General features: G+C 57.7%; 12 protein-coding genes. 9 read left to right on the plus strand and 3 right to left on the minus strand.

Translation table 11 applies throughout. The features are described 5' to 3' along the window. Positions 1-30 precede the first annotated feature (30 nt). The 3 genes from fruB to fruA are packed head-to-tail and all read left to right on the plus strand — an operon-like array spanning position 31 to position 3,813. Positions 31-1,164: a fused PTS fructose transporter subunit IIA/HPr protein gene (fruB, locus tag RT120_RS01045; RefSeq protein WP_312978411.1), complete on the plus strand. Its 1,134-nt coding sequence runs from the start codon at positions 31-33 to the stop codon at positions 1,162-1,164. After that, a complete protein-coding gene (gene fruK, locus RT120_RS01050; protein ID WP_125291623.1) occupies positions 1,161-2,099 on the plus strand; it encodes a 1-phosphofructokinase in 939 nt (312 codons plus the stop codon). Before fruB ends, fruK begins: the two co-directional genes overlap by 4 nt. 16 nt (positions 2,100-2,115) lie before the next feature. Further along, positions 2,116-3,813 carry a PTS fructose transporter subunit IIBC gene (fruA, locus tag RT120_RS01055; protein WP_312978413.1) on the plus strand — a complete coding sequence of 566 codons (1,698 nt, stop codon included), beginning with the start codon at positions 2,116-2,118 and terminating at the stop codon, positions 3,811-3,813. A gap of 57 nt (positions 3,814-3,870) precedes the next feature. Here fruA and nfo read toward each other — a convergent pair whose 3' ends face one another. Continuing rightward, positions 3,871-4,728 carry a deoxyribonuclease IV gene (gene nfo / locus RT120_RS01060; protein ID WP_312978415.1) on the minus strand — a complete coding sequence of 286 codons (858 nt, stop codon included), beginning with the start codon at positions 4,726-4,728 and terminating at the stop codon, positions 3,871-3,873. A gap of 72 nt (positions 4,729-4,800) precedes the next feature. Beyond that, positions 4,801-5,847 carry a YeiH family protein gene (locus RT120_RS01065; protein ID WP_312978417.1) on the minus strand — a complete coding sequence of 349 codons (1,047 nt, stop codon included), beginning with the start codon at positions 5,845-5,847 and terminating at the stop codon, positions 4,801-4,803. A gap of 122 nt (positions 5,848-5,969) precedes the next feature. Between RT120_RS01065 and yieE the strand changes: the two genes are divergently transcribed. From yieE to cirA, 3 genes are all read left to right on the plus strand, one after another. Beyond that, positions 5,970-6,836, plus strand: coding sequence for a DNA-binding transcriptional regulator YeiE (yieE, locus tag RT120_RS01070; RefSeq protein ID WP_312978419.1), 867 nt, complete (start codon positions 5,970-5,972; stop codon positions 6,834-6,836). 154 nt (positions 6,837-6,990) lie between these two features. Beyond that, positions 6,991-8,460: an amino acid permease gene (locus RT120_RS01075; protein WP_312978420.1), complete on the plus strand. Its 1,470-nt coding sequence runs from the start codon at positions 6,991-6,993 to the stop codon at positions 8,458-8,460. Between the two features lie 226 nt (positions 8,461-8,686). After that, positions 8,687-10,651 carry a catecholate siderophore receptor CirA gene (gene cirA / locus RT120_RS01080; RefSeq protein ID WP_312978422.1) on the plus strand — a complete coding sequence of 655 codons (1,965 nt, stop codon included), beginning with the start codon at positions 8,687-8,689 and terminating at the stop codon, positions 10,649-10,651. Between the two features lie 51 nt (positions 10,652-10,702). Here the strand turns inward: cirA and fghA are convergent, their stop codons facing one another. Beyond that, positions 10,703-11,545: an S-formylglutathione hydrolase gene (gene fghA, locus RT120_RS01085; RefSeq protein ID WP_312978424.1), complete on the minus strand. Its 843-nt coding sequence runs from the start codon at positions 11,543-11,545 to the stop codon at positions 10,703-10,705. A 151-nt stretch (positions 11,546-11,696) separates the two neighbouring features. On the opposite strand from fghA, the gene RT120_RS01090 reads away from it, so the two are divergent. The 3 genes from RT120_RS01090 (at position 11,697) to yeiB (ending at position 14,791) form a co-directional block, all read left to right on the plus strand. After that, positions 11,697-12,845, plus strand: coding sequence for a YbfB/YjiJ family MFS transporter (locus RT120_RS01090; RefSeq protein WP_312978426.1), 1,149 nt, complete (start codon positions 11,697-11,699; stop codon positions 12,843-12,845). Between the two features lie 104 nt (positions 12,846-12,949). Then, positions 12,950-13,618 carry a GTP cyclohydrolase I FolE gene (gene folE, locus RT120_RS01095; RefSeq protein ID WP_312978428.1) on the plus strand — a complete coding sequence of 223 codons (669 nt, stop codon included), beginning with the start codon at positions 12,950-12,952 and terminating at the stop codon, positions 13,616-13,618. Positions 13,619-13,633: 15 nt separating this feature from the next. Continuing rightward, positions 13,634-14,791 (plus strand): DUF418 domain-containing protein YeiB, encoded by a 1,158-nt coding sequence (gene yeiB / locus RT120_RS01100; protein ID WP_312978430.1) that lies wholly within the window; start codon positions 13,634-13,636, stop codon positions 14,789-14,791. The last annotated feature ends 116 nt before the right edge of the window (positions 14,792-14,907 follow it).

The following is a 14,907-nucleotide window of genomic DNA, read 5'->3' on the forward strand; positions in this document are numbered from 1 at the left end:
ACGATTCAATTTCAGCGAGCGAGGAGAGTTATGTTCCAGTTATCTGTGCAAGATATTCACCCAGGCGCCAGCGCCGGGAGTAAAGACGAGGCGATCCGGCAGGTTGCGGCTGCGCTGGCGCAGGCCGGCAACGTGGCTGACGGCTACGTCAACGGTATGTTGGCCCGCGAGCTGCAAACGTCCACCTATTTAGGCAATGGTATCGCCATCCCTCACGGCACCACCGACACGCGCGATCAAGTGCTGAAAACGGGCGTCAAAGTTTTTCAGTTCCCGCAGGGTATTGCGTGGGGCGAAGGGCAGACCGCGTACGTGGCTATCGGTATCGCCGCCAGTTCCGATGAACACCTCGGTTTATTGCGTCAGCTTACCCACGTATTAAGCGATGACGACGTAGCCGAACAGCTAAAAAACGCCTCCAGCGCAGAAGAACTGCGCGCCTTGCTGATGGGCGAAAAACAGCAGGCGTCTTTGAAACTGGATAACGACACCGTACAGCTTGATGTCGCCGCCGCTGATTTAACCACGCTACAGGCGCTGAACGCGGGCCGCCTGAAAGCGGTTGGCGCAGTAGACAGCCGCTTTGTCAGCAATGTCATCAACGACACCCCGCTTAATCTCGGCCACGGTATCTGGCTGAACGACAGCGCGGAAGGCAACCTGGCGAGCGCCATCGCCGTCAGCCGCAGCGCGACGCCGTTTGACGTTGACGGGCAGAGCGTGGCGATGCTGTTAACCGTCGCCATGGCCGACAGCCAGCCGGTCACGGTGCTGAAGCGTGTAAGCGATTTGATTATCAACCAGAAAGCAGACCGCCTGGTAAACGCCGATGGGGCAACCCTGCTGGCGCTGCTGACCAGCGATGACGCGCCGCTGGAAGATGTGTTGAGCGCGGAATTCGTGGTGCGTAACGAACACGGGTTGCATGCCCGTCCGGGCACCGTGCTGGTAAACACCGTTAAGCAATTCAACAGCGACATTACCGTCACCAACCTCGACGGCAGCGGTAAACCGGCTAACGGCCGCAGCCTGATGAAAGTGGTCGCGCTGGGCGTGAAGCAGGGCCACCGCCTGCGTTTCACCGCGCAGGGTGAAGATGCTGAACAGGCGCTGAAAGCGATTGGCGAAGCCATCGCCGCCGGTCTTGGGGAGGGCGCAGCATGAGCAGACGTGTCGCTACCATTACCCTCAATCCGGCCTATGACCTGGTCGGTTACTGCGCAGACATTGAGCGCGGCGAAGTGAACCTCGTGCGCACCACCGGCCTGCACGCGGCGGGTAAAGGCATTAACGTGGCCAAAGTGCTCAAAGATTTGGGTATCGACGTCACCGTGGGCGGGTTCCTCGGCAAAGACAACCAGGACGGCTTTCAGCAACTGTTCAGCGAACTCGGTATCGCCAACCGTTTCCAGGTGGTTCAGGGCCGTACCCGTATCAACGTAAAACTCACCGAAAAAGACGGCGAAGTCACCGATTTCAATTTCTCGGGTTTCGAAGTGACGCCAGCCGACTGGGAACGTTTCGTGAATGATTCCCTGAGCTGGCTGGGCCAGTTCGACATGGTTTGCGTCAGCGGCAGTTTGCCGTCCGGCGTCAGCCCGGAAGCGTTCACCGACTGGATGACTAAACTGCGCAGCCAGTGCCCGTGCATTATTTTCGACAGCAGCCGCGAAGCGCTGGTGGCCGGCCTGAAAGCCTCGCCGTGGCTGGTAAAACCCAACCGCCGCGAGTTGGAAATCTGGGCCGGTAAAAAGCTGCCAGAACTGAAAGATGTGATCGAAGCTGCTCACGCGCTGCGCGAGCAGGGCATCGCCCACGTGGTGATTTCTCTGGGTGCGGAAGGGGCGCTGTGGGTTAACGCCTCTGGCGAATGGATCGCCAGGCCGCCGTCCTGTGAAGTGGTCAGCACGGTAGGCGCGGGGGATTCGATGGTCGGTGGCCTGATTTACGGGCTGCTGATGCGTGAATCCAGCGAACACACATTACGTCTGGCGACCGCTGTCGCGGCGCTGGCCGTTAGCCAGAGCAACGTCGGTATCACCGACAGACCCCAGTTGGCCGCAATGATGGCGCGCGTCGACCTCCAACCCTTTAACTGACAGCAGGAGAGACATAATGAAAACGCTGCTGATAATTGATCCGAGCCTCGGGCAGGCCCGTGCATACATGGCGAAAACCCTGCTAGGCACGGCGGCTCACAAAGCGCACCTGGAAATTATCGATAACCCGAACGACGCAGAACTGGCCATTGTGGTCGGCACCGCGATCCCTGCTGATACCGCGCTGAACGGTAAAAAGGTGTATCTGGGCGACATCGATCGCGCCGTGCTGCACCCCGAACTGTTTCTGAGCGAAGCCAAAGGTAAAGCCGCGCCGTACAGCGCGCCGGTGGCTGCCCCTGCGGCAGCCGCCCCCCTTGCCAAAGGCCCGAAACGTATCGTTGCCGTCACCGCCTGCCCAACTGGCGTGGCGCACACCTTTATGGCGGCTGAAGCCATTGAAACCGAAGCCAAAAAACGCGGCTGGTGGGTGAAGGTAGAAACCCGCGGCTCCGTTGGCGCGGGCAATGCTATCACCCCGGAAGAGATCGCTCAGGCAGATCTGGTGATTGTGGCGGCGGATATCGAAGTGGATCTGGCGAAATTCGCCGGGCTGCCGATGTACCGCACTTCAACCGGTCTGGCGCTGAAGAAAACCGCCCAGGAGCTGGATAAAGCGGTAGCAGAAGCCAAACCGTACGAAGCCCAACAGGCGGCGTCATCGTCTTCTCAGGAAGGCAAAAAACAGAGCGCGGGCGCTTATCGCCATCTGTTGACCGGCGTCTCTTACATGCTGCCGATGGTTGTCGCGGGTGGTTTGTGTATTGCGCTCTCCTTCGCGTTTGGTATCGAGGCCTTTAAAACCCCGGATACGCTGGCGGCGGCGCTGATGCAGATCGGCGGTGGTTCAGCCTTTGCGCTGATGGTGCCGGTCCTGGCGGGTTATATCGCGTTTTCCATCGCGGATCGTCCGGGCCTGACGCCGGGCCTGATTGGCGGCATGTTGGCAGTAAGCACTGGCTCCGGTTTTATCGGCGGTATTCTGGCCGGTTTCCTGGCGGGCTATGTGGCGAAAGCCATCAGCACGAAGCTTAAGCTGCCGCCGAGCATGGAAGCGCTGAAACCGATCCTGATCATTCCGCTGCTCTCCAGCCTGGTGGTCGGTCTGGCGATGATCTACCTGATCGGCAAACCGGTCGCGGGCATCCTCGCGGGCCTGACTCACTGGCTGCAAACTATGGGCACCGCCAACGCGGTCCTGCTGGGCGCTATCCTCGGCGGTATGATGTGTACCGACATGGGCGGGCCGGTGAACAAAGCGGCCTATGCGTTCGGCGTTGGCTTGCTGAGTACCCAAACCTATGCGCCGATGGCGGCGATTATGGCGGCCGGTATGGTGCCACCGCTGGCGATGGGCCTGGCGACGCTGGTTGCCCGTCGTAAATTCGACAAAGGCCAGCAGGAAGGCGGCAAAGCGGCGCTGGTGCTGGGCCTGTGCTTTATCTCCGAAGGGGCGATTCCGTTCGCAGCACGTGACCCGATGCGCGTTCTGCCCTGCTGTATCGTCGGCGGTGCGGTAACGGGCGCTATCTCAATGGCAATTGGCGCGAAACTGATGGCACCGCACGGCGGTCTGTTCGTGCTGCTGATCCCTGGTGCGATTACGCCGGTATTGGGTTATCTGTTCGCTATCGTTGCCGGTACGCTGCTGGCGGGTTTGTCATATGCCTTCCTGAAGCGTCCGGAAGCGGAGCTGAACACCAAAACCGCGTAATTTACGCATAAAGAAAAGGGCAGGTGAGATCCTGCCCTTTTTGCATTTAAAGATGGCTCAGACAGCCATGGCTTCATGCTGCTGCGCCCGCAGCCAGGCGATTTCCTCTGCCCAGATGTCCGGGTTAATGGTTTCCAGAATCAGCGGAATACCGTCGAAGCGCGCATCGCGCATTAGCCAGCTAAACGGCGTATGGCCGATGTTGCCTTCGCCGAGGCTGTTATGGCGGTCCACCCGGCTGGCAAAGGCGCTTTTGGCGTCATTCAGGTGCATGCCGCGCAGGTATTGAAACCCGACGATGCGCTCGAATTCAGCAAAGGTCTTTTCGCAATCTTCTTCGGTACGCAAATCGTAGCCCGCCGCGAAGGCGTGACAAGTATCGATGCACACCCCAACGCGCGTTTTATCTTCCACGCCGTCAATAATTGCCGCCAGATGCTCGAAGCGGAAACCCAGGTTGCTGCCCTGGCCAGCGGTATTCTCAATCACCGCCGTCACGCCTTCGGTTTTCGCCAGCGCGATATTAATGGATTCGGCAATACGCGCCAGGCAGGCGTCTTCGCTGATCTGCTTCAGATGGCTACCGGGATGGAAGTTAAGCAGCGACAGACCCAACTGCTGACAACGCGCCATTTCGTCGATAAACGCGTCACGGGATTTCTCCAGCGCTTCATCCACCGGATGGCCGAGGTTTATCAGGTAGCTGTCGTGGGGCAGGATTTGCCCCGGCTTAAAATTATGCTGCTCGCAGGCAGCGTTAAAATTATCAATAGTTTCTCCGCTGAGCGGTGCCGCGCGCCACTGGCGCTGGTTCTTGGTAAACAGGGCGAAAGCGTTCGCGCCAATCTCTACCGCGCGGGTCACGGCCTGCTCCACGCCGCCGGATGCGCTGACATGTGCGCCAATATATTTCATTTCATTCTCCTGTCTGACCTGCAAAGCACGCTTTTTATCATAGCCGCTGCGGTGTGGAAAGCGCCGCGCCGGTTACAGCAGGTGATGTACCGCCAGATTAATCGCGCCGCCGCCGATAATCAGCCAGCCAAACAGCATCAGCGCCATCACCAGCGGTTTAGCTCCGGCTTTTTTCAGGGCGTTGATATGGGTGGTAAGCCCCAGCGCCGCCATCGCCATCGCCAGCAGTACCGTATCCAGGATGATTAACGCCTGCACCAGGGCGACAGGCAGCAGGTGGAACGAGTTAAAAATCGCCACCAGAATAAACAGCACCGCAAACCACGGAATGGTGATTTTACCGGTTTGGGCGCTGCCAGCCGGAGTCAGCTGTTTTACCCGCGCCGCCAGGAAAATCAAAAACGGTGCCAGCATCATCACGCGCAGCATCTTGGCGATCACCGCGCTGTTTTCCGCATCCGGGCTGATGGCGTGCCCGGCGGCCACGACCTGGGCGACTTCATGCATCGTCGAGCCAATAAAAATGCCGTAATTCTCCGGGCTGAACCAGTGGGCCAGCAGCGGGTACATCAGCGGGTAGATAAAAATCGCCAGGGTACCGAAAATCACCACCGTCGCGACCGCAACCGTCACTTTACTGGGCTCGGCTTTGATCACCGGTTCGGTCGCCAGAATCGCTGCCGCGCCGCAAATGCTGCTGCCTGCGCCAATCAGCCAGCTGGTCTGCCGATCCAGCCCAAAAATTTTCTGCCCTAAAAAGCAGGCCAGTAAAAAGGTACTGCTCAGGGTCAGGATATCAATCACGATCCCGCTGACGCCCACTTCAGCAATTTGCGAAAACGTCAGACGGAAGCCATAAAGAATAATGCCTAAACGCAACAGATGCTGTTTCGCGAACAATACGCCGCCGTCGCACTGCTGCCAGATTTTTGGATATAGCGTGTTGCCGATAACCATCCCGGCGAGGATCGCCAGCGTCAGGGCGCTGAAGCCCGCGCCTGCAACGGCGGGAATAGCGCCCGCCCACAGGGCCAGGCCGGTGAGAGCCGCGCACAGCGCCAGGCCGGGAATAAAATGCCATACCGTATGGCGATGAGTCTGTAAGGTAATTTCTGCCATAACCTTCTCCTTTGTCCGGGAAAAGCTTACGGCGCGGTAGCTTAAAAATAAAATTGATTATATATTTATAATTAATCTTTATAAGTGGTAAGCAGGCGTACTGCTGCCGAAAAGGAAACATTATGCATATCACGCTGCGTCAGTTAGAAGTCTTTGCTGAAGTGCTGAAAAGCGGTTCAACAACGCAGGCCTCGCAAATGCTGGCGCTGTCGCAATCCGCCGTCAGCGCGGCGCTCACCGATCTGGAAGGCCAGCTTGGCGTGCAGTTTTTTGACCGCGTCGGTAAACGGCTGGTGGTCAATGAGCATGGCCGCCTGCTGTATCCGCGTGTGGTGGCGCTGCTGGAACAGGCAGGGGAAATCGAACAGCTGTTCCGCAACGATAACGGCGCGATTCGGGTGTACGCCAGCAGCACCATCGGTAACTACATTCTGCCGGAAATTATTGCCCGCTATCGCCGCGATTTCCCCGATTTGCCGCTAGAATTGAGCGTGGGTAACACCCAGGACGTGGTGAACGCGATTATCGATTTTCGCGCCGACGTCGGGTTTATCGAAGGCCCGTGCCATATGGCGGAAATCGTCACCGAACCCTGGCTGGATGATGAACTGGTGGTCTTCGCCGCACCGGATAATGCGCTGGTTAACGGGCCCGTTACCCTGGAAAGCCTGGCCGCCGCGCCCTGGATCCTGCGCGAGCGCGGTTCCGGCACCCGGGAAATCGTCGACTATTTACTGCTATCCCATCTGCCGCGCTTCCATCTTTCAATGGAGCTGGGCAATTCCGAAGCCATTAAACACGCGGTTCGCCACGGTCTTGGCATCAGCTGCCTGTCGCGCCGGGTGATTGCTGAACAACTGGCGGCGGGTACGCTGGTGGAGCTGGAACTGCCGCTGTCCCGCCCGGTGCGCACGCTGTACCGTATTCATCACCGGCAAAAGCACCTGTCCCGGGCGTTGCAGCGCTTTATCGGCTATTGCGGGCCATAGCGTGAAAAAGCCGTCTTGCACATCCCCAAAGACGGCTTTACTTATAATCTTCCCCCGATCATGAAGGTCTCTTATAACCGCGATTTTCTGCCACGATATCCGGAAACGCTCTGCTACAATCGCGCCTCATTTTATGGATGGGCATTATTTTTATATGGTTAGCGAAACGAAAACCACACAAGCGCCTGGCTTACGCCGTGAATTAAAGGCGAGACATCTGACCATGATCGCCATTGGCGGCTCTATTGGCACCGGGCTTTTTGTCGCCTCTGGCGCGACCATTTCCCAGGCGGGCCCCGGCGGCGCGCTGCTTTCTTACATTCTGATCGGCCTGATGGTGTATTTCCTGATGACCAGCCTCGGCGAACTGGCGGCGTATATGCCGGTTTCCGGTTCGTTCGCTACTTATGGCCAGAAATATGTGGAAGAGGGCTTCGGCTTCGCGCTGGGCTGGAACTACTGGTACAACTGGGCAGTGACCATCGCCGTTGATCTGGTGGCCGCACAACTGGTGATGACGTACTGGTTCCCGGACACCCCCGGCTGGATCTGGAGCGCCCTGTTCCTCGCCATTATGTTCCTGATTAACTACATTTCGGTGCGCGGTTTCGGTGAGACCGAATACTGGTTCTCGCTGATCAAAGTGACCACGGTGATTGTATTTATCATCGTCGGCATCCTGATGATCCTGGGCATCTTCCAGGGTTCGCAACCGGCGGGCTGGAGCAACTGGACAATGGGCGAAGCGCCATTCGCTGGCGGATTTGCCGCGATGATCGGCGTGGCGATGATCGTCGGCTTCTCTTTCCAGGGCACCGAGCTTATCGGCATTGCGGCGGGCGAATCCGAGGACCCGGAAAAGAACATTCCGCGCGCGGTGCGTCAGGTGTTCTGGCGTATCCTGCTGTTCTATGTGTTCGCTATTCTTATCATCAGCCTGATTATTCCTTACACCGATCCGAGCCTGCTGCGTAACGATGTCAAAGACATCAGCGTCAGCCCGTTCACCCTGGTGTTTGAGCACGCGGGCCTGCTCTCTGCGGCGGCCATCATGAACGCGGTGATCCTGACGGCGGTGCTGTCGGCGGGTAACTCCGGCATGTATGCCTCAACCCGTATGTTGTACACCCTGGCCTGTGATGGCAAAGCGCCGCGTATCTTCGCCAAACTGTCCCGTGGCGGCGTACCGCGTAACGCGCTGTATGCCACTACCGTGGTTGCCGGCCTGTGCTTCCTGACCTCGATGTTCGGCAACCAGACTGTGTACCTGTGGCTACTGAATACCTCGGGGATGACCGGCTTTATCGCCTGGCTGGGTATCGCTATTAGCCACTACCGTTTCCGTCGCGGCTATGTGATGCAGGGCCGTGATATTAACGATCTGCCGTACCGTTCCGGGTTCTTCCCGCTGGGGCCAATCTTCGCCTTCGTCCTGTGCCTGATTATTACCCTCGGCCAGAATTATGAAGCCTTCCTGTCGGATACTATCGACTGGGGCGGCGTGGCGGCGACCTATATCGGCATCCCGCTGTTCCTGATTATTTGGTTCGGCTACAAGCTGACGAAGGGATCGCACTTTGTGAAGTACAACGAAATGGAATTCCCGGATCGCATTAAAAAATAACAGCTTAAAGGCGCGGATCTCGCGCCTTTTTCCTTTCCCCCGCGCGACTCTGCCTACCCTTTCTCCTCAATTTATCCTTTTAACAACAAATTTTAACAATTTAATTGATAAGCATTCTCGTTTGATTTATGGTTAGCCGCGTAAAAAGCCACCCGCCTCGATGCGGGGGCGCAGCAGTGTGAGCGATGAGTTGAATGTGTTGTTTTTCACCTCATGGAGATAAGGAATGTTTAGGTTGAATCCTTTGGTTAGGGGAGGACTGTGCGCGTCCGCATTGACTCTGACCTTGCCCGTTATGGCTGCTGACAATTCAGAAGAGACGATGGTTGTCACCGCATCGTCTACCGAACAAAACCTGAAAGATGCGCCTGCCAGTATCAGTGTGATCACCCAGCAAGATTTGCAGCGTAAACCGGTCCAGAACCTGAAAGAAGTGCTGAAAGAAGTGCCGGGCGTGCAGCTGACTAACGAAGGCGATAACCGCCAGGGCGTCAGTATTCGCGGCCTGAGCAGCAGCTACACGCTGATTCTGGTAGACGGCAAGCGGGTGAACTCGCGTAACGCAGTGTTCCGCCATAACGATTTCGACCTGAACTGGATCCCGGTAGACGCCATCGAACGTATCGAAGTGGTACGCGGCCCGATGTCCTCGCTGTACGGCTCCGACGCCCTGGGCGGCGTGGTGAACATCATTACCCGTAAAGTTGGCAAAAGCTGGCACGGGTCTGTTACCGCAGATACCACCATCCAGGAACACCGCGATCGTGGTGATACTTACAACGGCCAGTTCTTCACTAGCGGCCCACTGATTGACGATGTGCTGGGTGTGAAAGTGTATGGCAGCCTGTCAAAGCGCGAAAAAGACGATCAGCAACCGACCAGCACCGGCGAAACCCCGCGTATCGAAGGCTTCACCAGCCGCGACGCCAATGTGGAATTCAACTGGACCCCGAACCAGGACCACGACATCGACTTTTCCTATGGCCGCGACCGCCAGGACCGTGATTCTGATTCTCTCGCCAAAGACCGCCTCGAGCGCGAAACTTACGCTATCGGCCACAACGGACGCTGGGATTTAGGCAACAGCGAGCTGCGCTTCTACGGTGAAAAACTCGATAATAAAGATCCTGCCAGCACCGGCACCATTACCTCCGAAAGTAATACCCTCGACGGGAAATACGTGCTGCCAATTGGCGCGATCAACCAGTTATTGACCTTCGGCGGCGAATACCGCCATGACAAACTCAACGATCCGGTCAACCTGACGGGCGGCAACAGTAGCGAAACCTCTGCTAACCAGTACGCGCTGTTCCTGGAAGACGAATGGCGGATTATCGATCCGCTGGCGCTGACCGCGGGTCTGCGTATGGACGATCACGAAACCTATGGCGACCACTGGAGCCCGCGTGCGTATCTGGTCTACAACGCCACCGACACCCTGACGGTGAAGGGCGGCTGGTCCACCGCGTTCAAAGCGCCTTCGCTGCTGCAACTGAGCCCGGACTGGACTACCGGTTCCTGCCGTGGCGCGTGCGAAATCGTCGGTAGCCCGGATCTGAAGCCGGAAACCAGCGAAAGCTACGAGCTCGGCCTGTACTACGCCGGGGAAGAAGGGTGGCTGGAGGGCGTAACCGCCAGCGTCACCACCTTCCAGAACGACATTGACGATATGATCAACATCGACCGTACGCAAAGCCGCACGCTGGCGCCGAGCTACAGCAACTTTGTAGGGTTCAACAGTGATGGCGAGCCGATCTTCCGCTATTACAACGTTAACAAAGCCCGGATTCGCGGCGTAGAAACCGAGCTGAAAGTGCCGTTCAACGACCAGTGGAAACTGACCCTGAATTACACCTATAACGACGGGCGTGACCTGAGCGCGGGCGGCAACAAACCGCTGTCATCGCTGCCGTTCCATACCGCCAACGGCACCGTAGACTGGACGCCGCTGGAAGACTGGTCGTTCTACGTGTCGGGCAACTATACCGGCGAACAGCGCGCCACCACGGCAGCCACCACTGCCACCGGCGGCTACGTGATCTGGAACGCAGGCGCGGCCTGGCAGGCCACGAAGAATGTCAAACTGCGTACCGGCGTAATGAACCTCGGCGATAAAGACCTGAGCCGTGAAGATTACAGTTATAACGAAGACGGCCGTCGTTACTTTGTCGCGATGGATTACCGCTTCTGATGGGGCGCTGAGAAGTGAGAAGGGTATTCCTGGTGGGATACCCTTTTTTTATTATGCCTCAGCAAAAAGATGTTCAGCATGAAAACGCAGATGATCTTCAATAAACGAGGCAATAAAGAAGTAGCTGTGATCGTAGCCCGGCTGGATGCGCAGGGTTAGCGGCCAGCCGGTCTGACGCGCCACTTCCGCCAGTTGCGCAGGCTGGAGCTGATCCGCCAAAAACTGATCGTTATCGCCCTGATCCACCAGCGTGGGGATCTGATGTTCGGCTTGCGCCTGCGCCATTAGCGCGCAACTGTCCCACGCGGCCCATTGGCTTTGATCCTCTCCCAGATAAGCGCTAAACGCTTTCTGGCCCCAGGGTACGCGCACCGGGTTCACAATGGGCGCAAACGCGGAAACCGAGGTAAAGCGGCCCGGATTTTTCAACGCCATGATTAACGCCCCGTGGCCGCCCATCGAGTGACCGCTGATAGCGCAACGATCGCTGACGTTAAAGTGTTCCTGAACCAGCGCCGGGAGTTCATCGCGCACATAATCGTACATCCGGTAATGCGCCGCCCACGGTGCCTGGGTTGCATTCAGGTAAAAACCCGCGCCCTTGCCCAGGTCGTAGCCGTCGGCATCCGCCACATCATCGCCGCGCGGGCTGGTATCCGGCATCACCAGCACGATCCCCAGTTCCGCCGCAACGCGCTGGGCGTTGGCTTTGGTAGTGAAGTTTTCATCATTGCAGGTCAGGCCCGAAAGCCAGTACAGCACCGGCGGTGGATTAGCGGAAACCGGCGGCGGCAAAAATACGCTCAGGGTCATGGTGCAGTTGAGCACCTCTGAATGGTGACGCCAGCGCTGTTGCCAACCTTCAAAACAGCGGTGCTCTTCAATCATCTCCATAATGGCTCCTTGGGGTATCGAAAGGGGACGCAAGTTATTCATTTAAGCAGCATACGCAGGTTGTTCATTTTACGGTGAAAAAAATTCAGTTCAGCTTTATTGCGCTATCCTGCATCATTGATATAACCGCATTGTAACAAATGGAGTGACCGTGGCGCTGCGAATTGCGATAACGGGTTTTCTGGTTTTGGTTGTGGCAATGGGCATTGGTCGTTTTGCTTTTACGCCACAGGTGCCGTTAATGATAGCCGAAGGGCAGCTAACCCTGACCAGCGCCGCGCTGGTGGCGGCGATTAACTATCTTGGTTATCTGGTGGGGGCGTGGGACGCGATGCGCGCGCACCGCCACGTGGAGTGCCGGTTGCATCTCGGTGTCTGGGGCGCGGTGGGGCTGACGTTGCTCTCTGCCCTGGCCCCGGAAGCCTGGAGCCACGCCGTTATTCGTTTTGTGATTGGCTGTATGAGCGGCTGGGCGATGGTGCTGATCGCCGCCTGGACCAACGAACAGTTGGCGCATTTCGGCAAACCGGGGTTAAGCGCGGCGGTGTTCGCCGGGCCGGGCGCGGGCATCGCCATTAGCGGGTTGTTGGCTGTTGGCATCCAGGCAGGAGATTTGCACGCGTATCAGGGCTGGCTGGTTTACGGGGTATTGGCGCTGATCCTGATTAGCCTTATCGCGCGTAATTTGCCGCGTAAAGGGCAGTTGCACCGCCCGGAGAGCCAGCCGCAACCTTTGACGCTCACGCCCGGCCTGAAGCGCCTGGTCTGGAGCTACAGCCTCGCCGGTTTCGGCTACATTTTGCCCGCCACGTTTTTATCGCAAATGGCGGCAGCGCGCTTTCCCGGCAGCTTTATGGCGCAGTTCGTCTGGCCGGTGTTTGGCATCGCGGCGGTGTGCGGTATCGCGTTGAGTATCGCCCTGCGCCACGTAGGGTCCAGCAACCAGCGGCTGGCGGTGGTGCTGTTATTACAGGGCATCGGCGTACTGGGCGCCGCGTTATTGCCAGCAATGGCGGGGCTGGTGGTCGGCGCGTTACTGGTGGGCGGCGGTTTTTTATGCGCGGTGCAGCTTTCTCTGCTCTACGGGCGCGAGCTGGCGCCGCAGCATACCCGTTATATGGCCGGGCTATTAACCACTGGCTATGCTGTTGGGCAATTGGGTGGGCCAATGACCTCGGCGCTCTCCACGGCCTTTACCGGCAGGCTGGAGCCCGCGTTGTGGATTGCCGGTGTGGCGCTGTTTATCGCCGCCGGGCTGGTCTGGAAGCGTGAGGCTGAAAGGCCAGACCAATTTCAATAATTATCATGGTGAATACTGGATTATGTGCACCGGCTCACGCACAATGAATGCGCACTTTGCCCCGGTGAGGGCAGAGGTACGCCACACCTGCAGGAGAAAAATAAATGTCATCACTCAGTAAAGAAGCCGCTCTGGTTCATGAGGCGCTGGTCGCCCGCGGTCTGGAGACGCCGTTGCGTCCGCCGTTGCGCGAACTGGATAACGAAACCCGCAAGCGCCTCATTTCCGATCATATGAGCGAAATCATGCAACTGCTCAATCTGGATCTGAGCGATGACAGTTTAATGGAAACGCCGCATCGCATCGCCAAAATGTATGTCGATGAGATTTTCTCCGGGCTGGATTACGCCAACTTCCCGAAAATCACCGTCATTGAAAACAAAATGAAGGTCGATGAAATGGTGACCGTGCGGGACATTACCCTGACCAGCACCTGCGAACACCACTTTGTGACCATCGACGGGAAAGCCACCGTGGCCTATATTCCCAAAGAGTCGGTGATCGGCCTGTCGAAAATTAACCGCATCGTGCAGTTCTTCGCCCAGCGCCCTCAGGTGCAGGAGCGTTTAACCCAGCAGATCCTGGTCGCCCTGCAAACCCTGCTTGGCACCAACAATGTGGCGGTGTCTATTGATGCGGTGCATTACTGCGTGAAAGCGCGCGGCATTCGCGATGCGACCAGCGCGACGACCACGACCTCGCTCGGCGGGCTGTTCAAGTCCAGCCAGAATACGCGTCAGGAATTTTTGCGCGCGGTGCGTCACCACAGCTAACAGAAGGCCGGATGCATGGAACGAAATGTCACGCTTGACGCGGTTCGTGGCGTTGCCATTCTTGGCATCCTGCTGTTGAATATTATGGCTTTCGGCCTGCCGAAAGCCGCCTATCTCAATCCCGCCTGGTACGGCGATATCACCTCCCGCGACGCCTGGACCTGGGCGCTGCTCGACCTGTTTGCCCAGGTGAAGTTCCTGACCCTGTTTGCGCTGTTGTTCGGTGCGGGCCTGCAAATGCTGCTGGTGCGCGGCAAGCGCTGGATACAGTCACGCCTGACGCTATTAGTCTTGCTCGGTTTTTGCCACGGTCTGCTGCTGTGGGATGGCGATATTCTGCTGGCTTACGGGCTGGTGGGGCTGATCAGCTGGCGATTAATCCGCGACGCTCCCAGCGTGAAGTCGTTATTCAATACCGGCCTGATGCTGTTTCTGGTGGGGCTGGGGGTATTAATTTTGCTGGGCCTGATTTCCGGCGATCAGCTTAATCGCGCCTGGATACCTGATGAGTCTGCCCTGCAACTGGAGCAGTTCCGGCGAACCGAAGGGGGAATGGAGGCTATTCGCTACCGCGCGGATTTGCTTTCCTCTATGTTGCTGGCGCTGGGCGCGCAGTATGGCTGGCAACTGGCGGGCCTGATGCTGATCGGCGCGGCGCTGATGCGCAGCGGCTGGCTGAAAGGGCAGTTTAGCCCAGGGCACTACCGGCGCATGGGCGCTGTTCTGATACTGATTGGCGTGGCGATTAACCTGCCGTCAATCCTCCTGCAATGGCACCTCAACTGGGCATACCGCTGGTGCGGCTTTCTGTTACAGGCCCCGCGCGAGCTGGGTGCGCCGTTTCAGGTGCTGGGCTATACCGCGCTGATTTACGGTTTCTGGCCGCAGCTTTCCCGCTGGCGCATTACCGGCGCAGTGGTGTGCGTGGGGCGCATGGCGCTCAGTAATTACCTGCTACAAACCCTTATCTGCACCACGCTGTTCAATCGCTTTGGTCTGTTTATGAAATTCGACCGCCTGCAACTGCTGGCCTTTGTTCCGGCGGTATGGGGCGTTAACCTGCTGCTCTCCGTCTGGTGGTTGCGTTATTTCCGCCAGGGACCGGTGGAATGGCTGTGGCGGCAATTAACCGCACGGGCATCAGGGGTTAGCCTTTCCCGCACAGACAGATAACGATCCAGATCACAATCATTAACATTTTGCATGTAACCGTTTTCAGCGGTGTGATGCGCTTCACGCAGCATCTATTCACGCGCTGACAGAATATCCTGAGCTTAACACAGGGGGTA

The organism is Atlantibacter sp. (assembly GCF_032062175.1).
In the GTDB taxonomy this organism is placed as follows: domain Bacteria; phylum Pseudomonadota; class Gammaproteobacteria; order Enterobacterales; family Enterobacteriaceae; genus Atlantibacter.

Bases quoted from the DNA above. Each gene is read 5' to 3' on its own strand.
- fruB (WP_312978411.1), top strand. From the start codon at position 31: ATGTTCCAGTTATCTGTGCAAGATATTCACCCAGGCGCCAGCGCCGGG.
- fruK (WP_125291623.1), top strand. From the start codon at position 1,161: ATGAGCAGACGTGTCGCTACCATTACCCTCAATCCGGCCTATGACCTG.
- fruA (WP_312978413.1), top strand. From the start codon at position 2,116: ATGAAAACGCTGCTGATAATTGATCCGAGCCTCGGGCAGGCCCGTGCA.
- nfo (WP_312978415.1), bottom strand. From the start codon at position 4,728: ATGAAATATATTGGCGCACATGTCAGCGCATCCGGCGGCGTGGAGCAG.
- RT120_RS01065 (WP_312978417.1), bottom strand. From the start codon at position 5,847: ATGGCAGAAATTACCTTACAGACTCATCGCCATACGGTATGGCATTTT.
- yieE (WP_312978419.1), top strand. From the start codon at position 5,970: ATGCATATCACGCTGCGTCAGTTAGAAGTCTTTGCTGAAGTGCTGAAA.
- RT120_RS01075 (WP_312978420.1), top strand. From the start codon at position 6,991: ATGGTTAGCGAAACGAAAACCACACAAGCGCCTGGCTTACGCCGTGAA.
- cirA (WP_312978422.1), top strand. From the start codon at position 8,687: ATGTTTAGGTTGAATCCTTTGGTTAGGGGAGGACTGTGCGCGTCCGCA.
- fghA (WP_312978424.1), bottom strand. From the start codon at position 11,545: ATGGAGATGATTGAAGAGCACCGCTGTTTTGAAGGTTGGCAACAGCGC.
- folE (WP_312978428.1), top strand. From the start codon at position 12,950: ATGTCATCACTCAGTAAAGAAGCCGCTCTGGTTCATGAGGCGCTGGTC.
- yeiB (WP_312978430.1), top strand. From the start codon at position 13,634: ATGGAACGAAATGTCACGCTTGACGCGGTTCGTGGCGTTGCCATTCTT.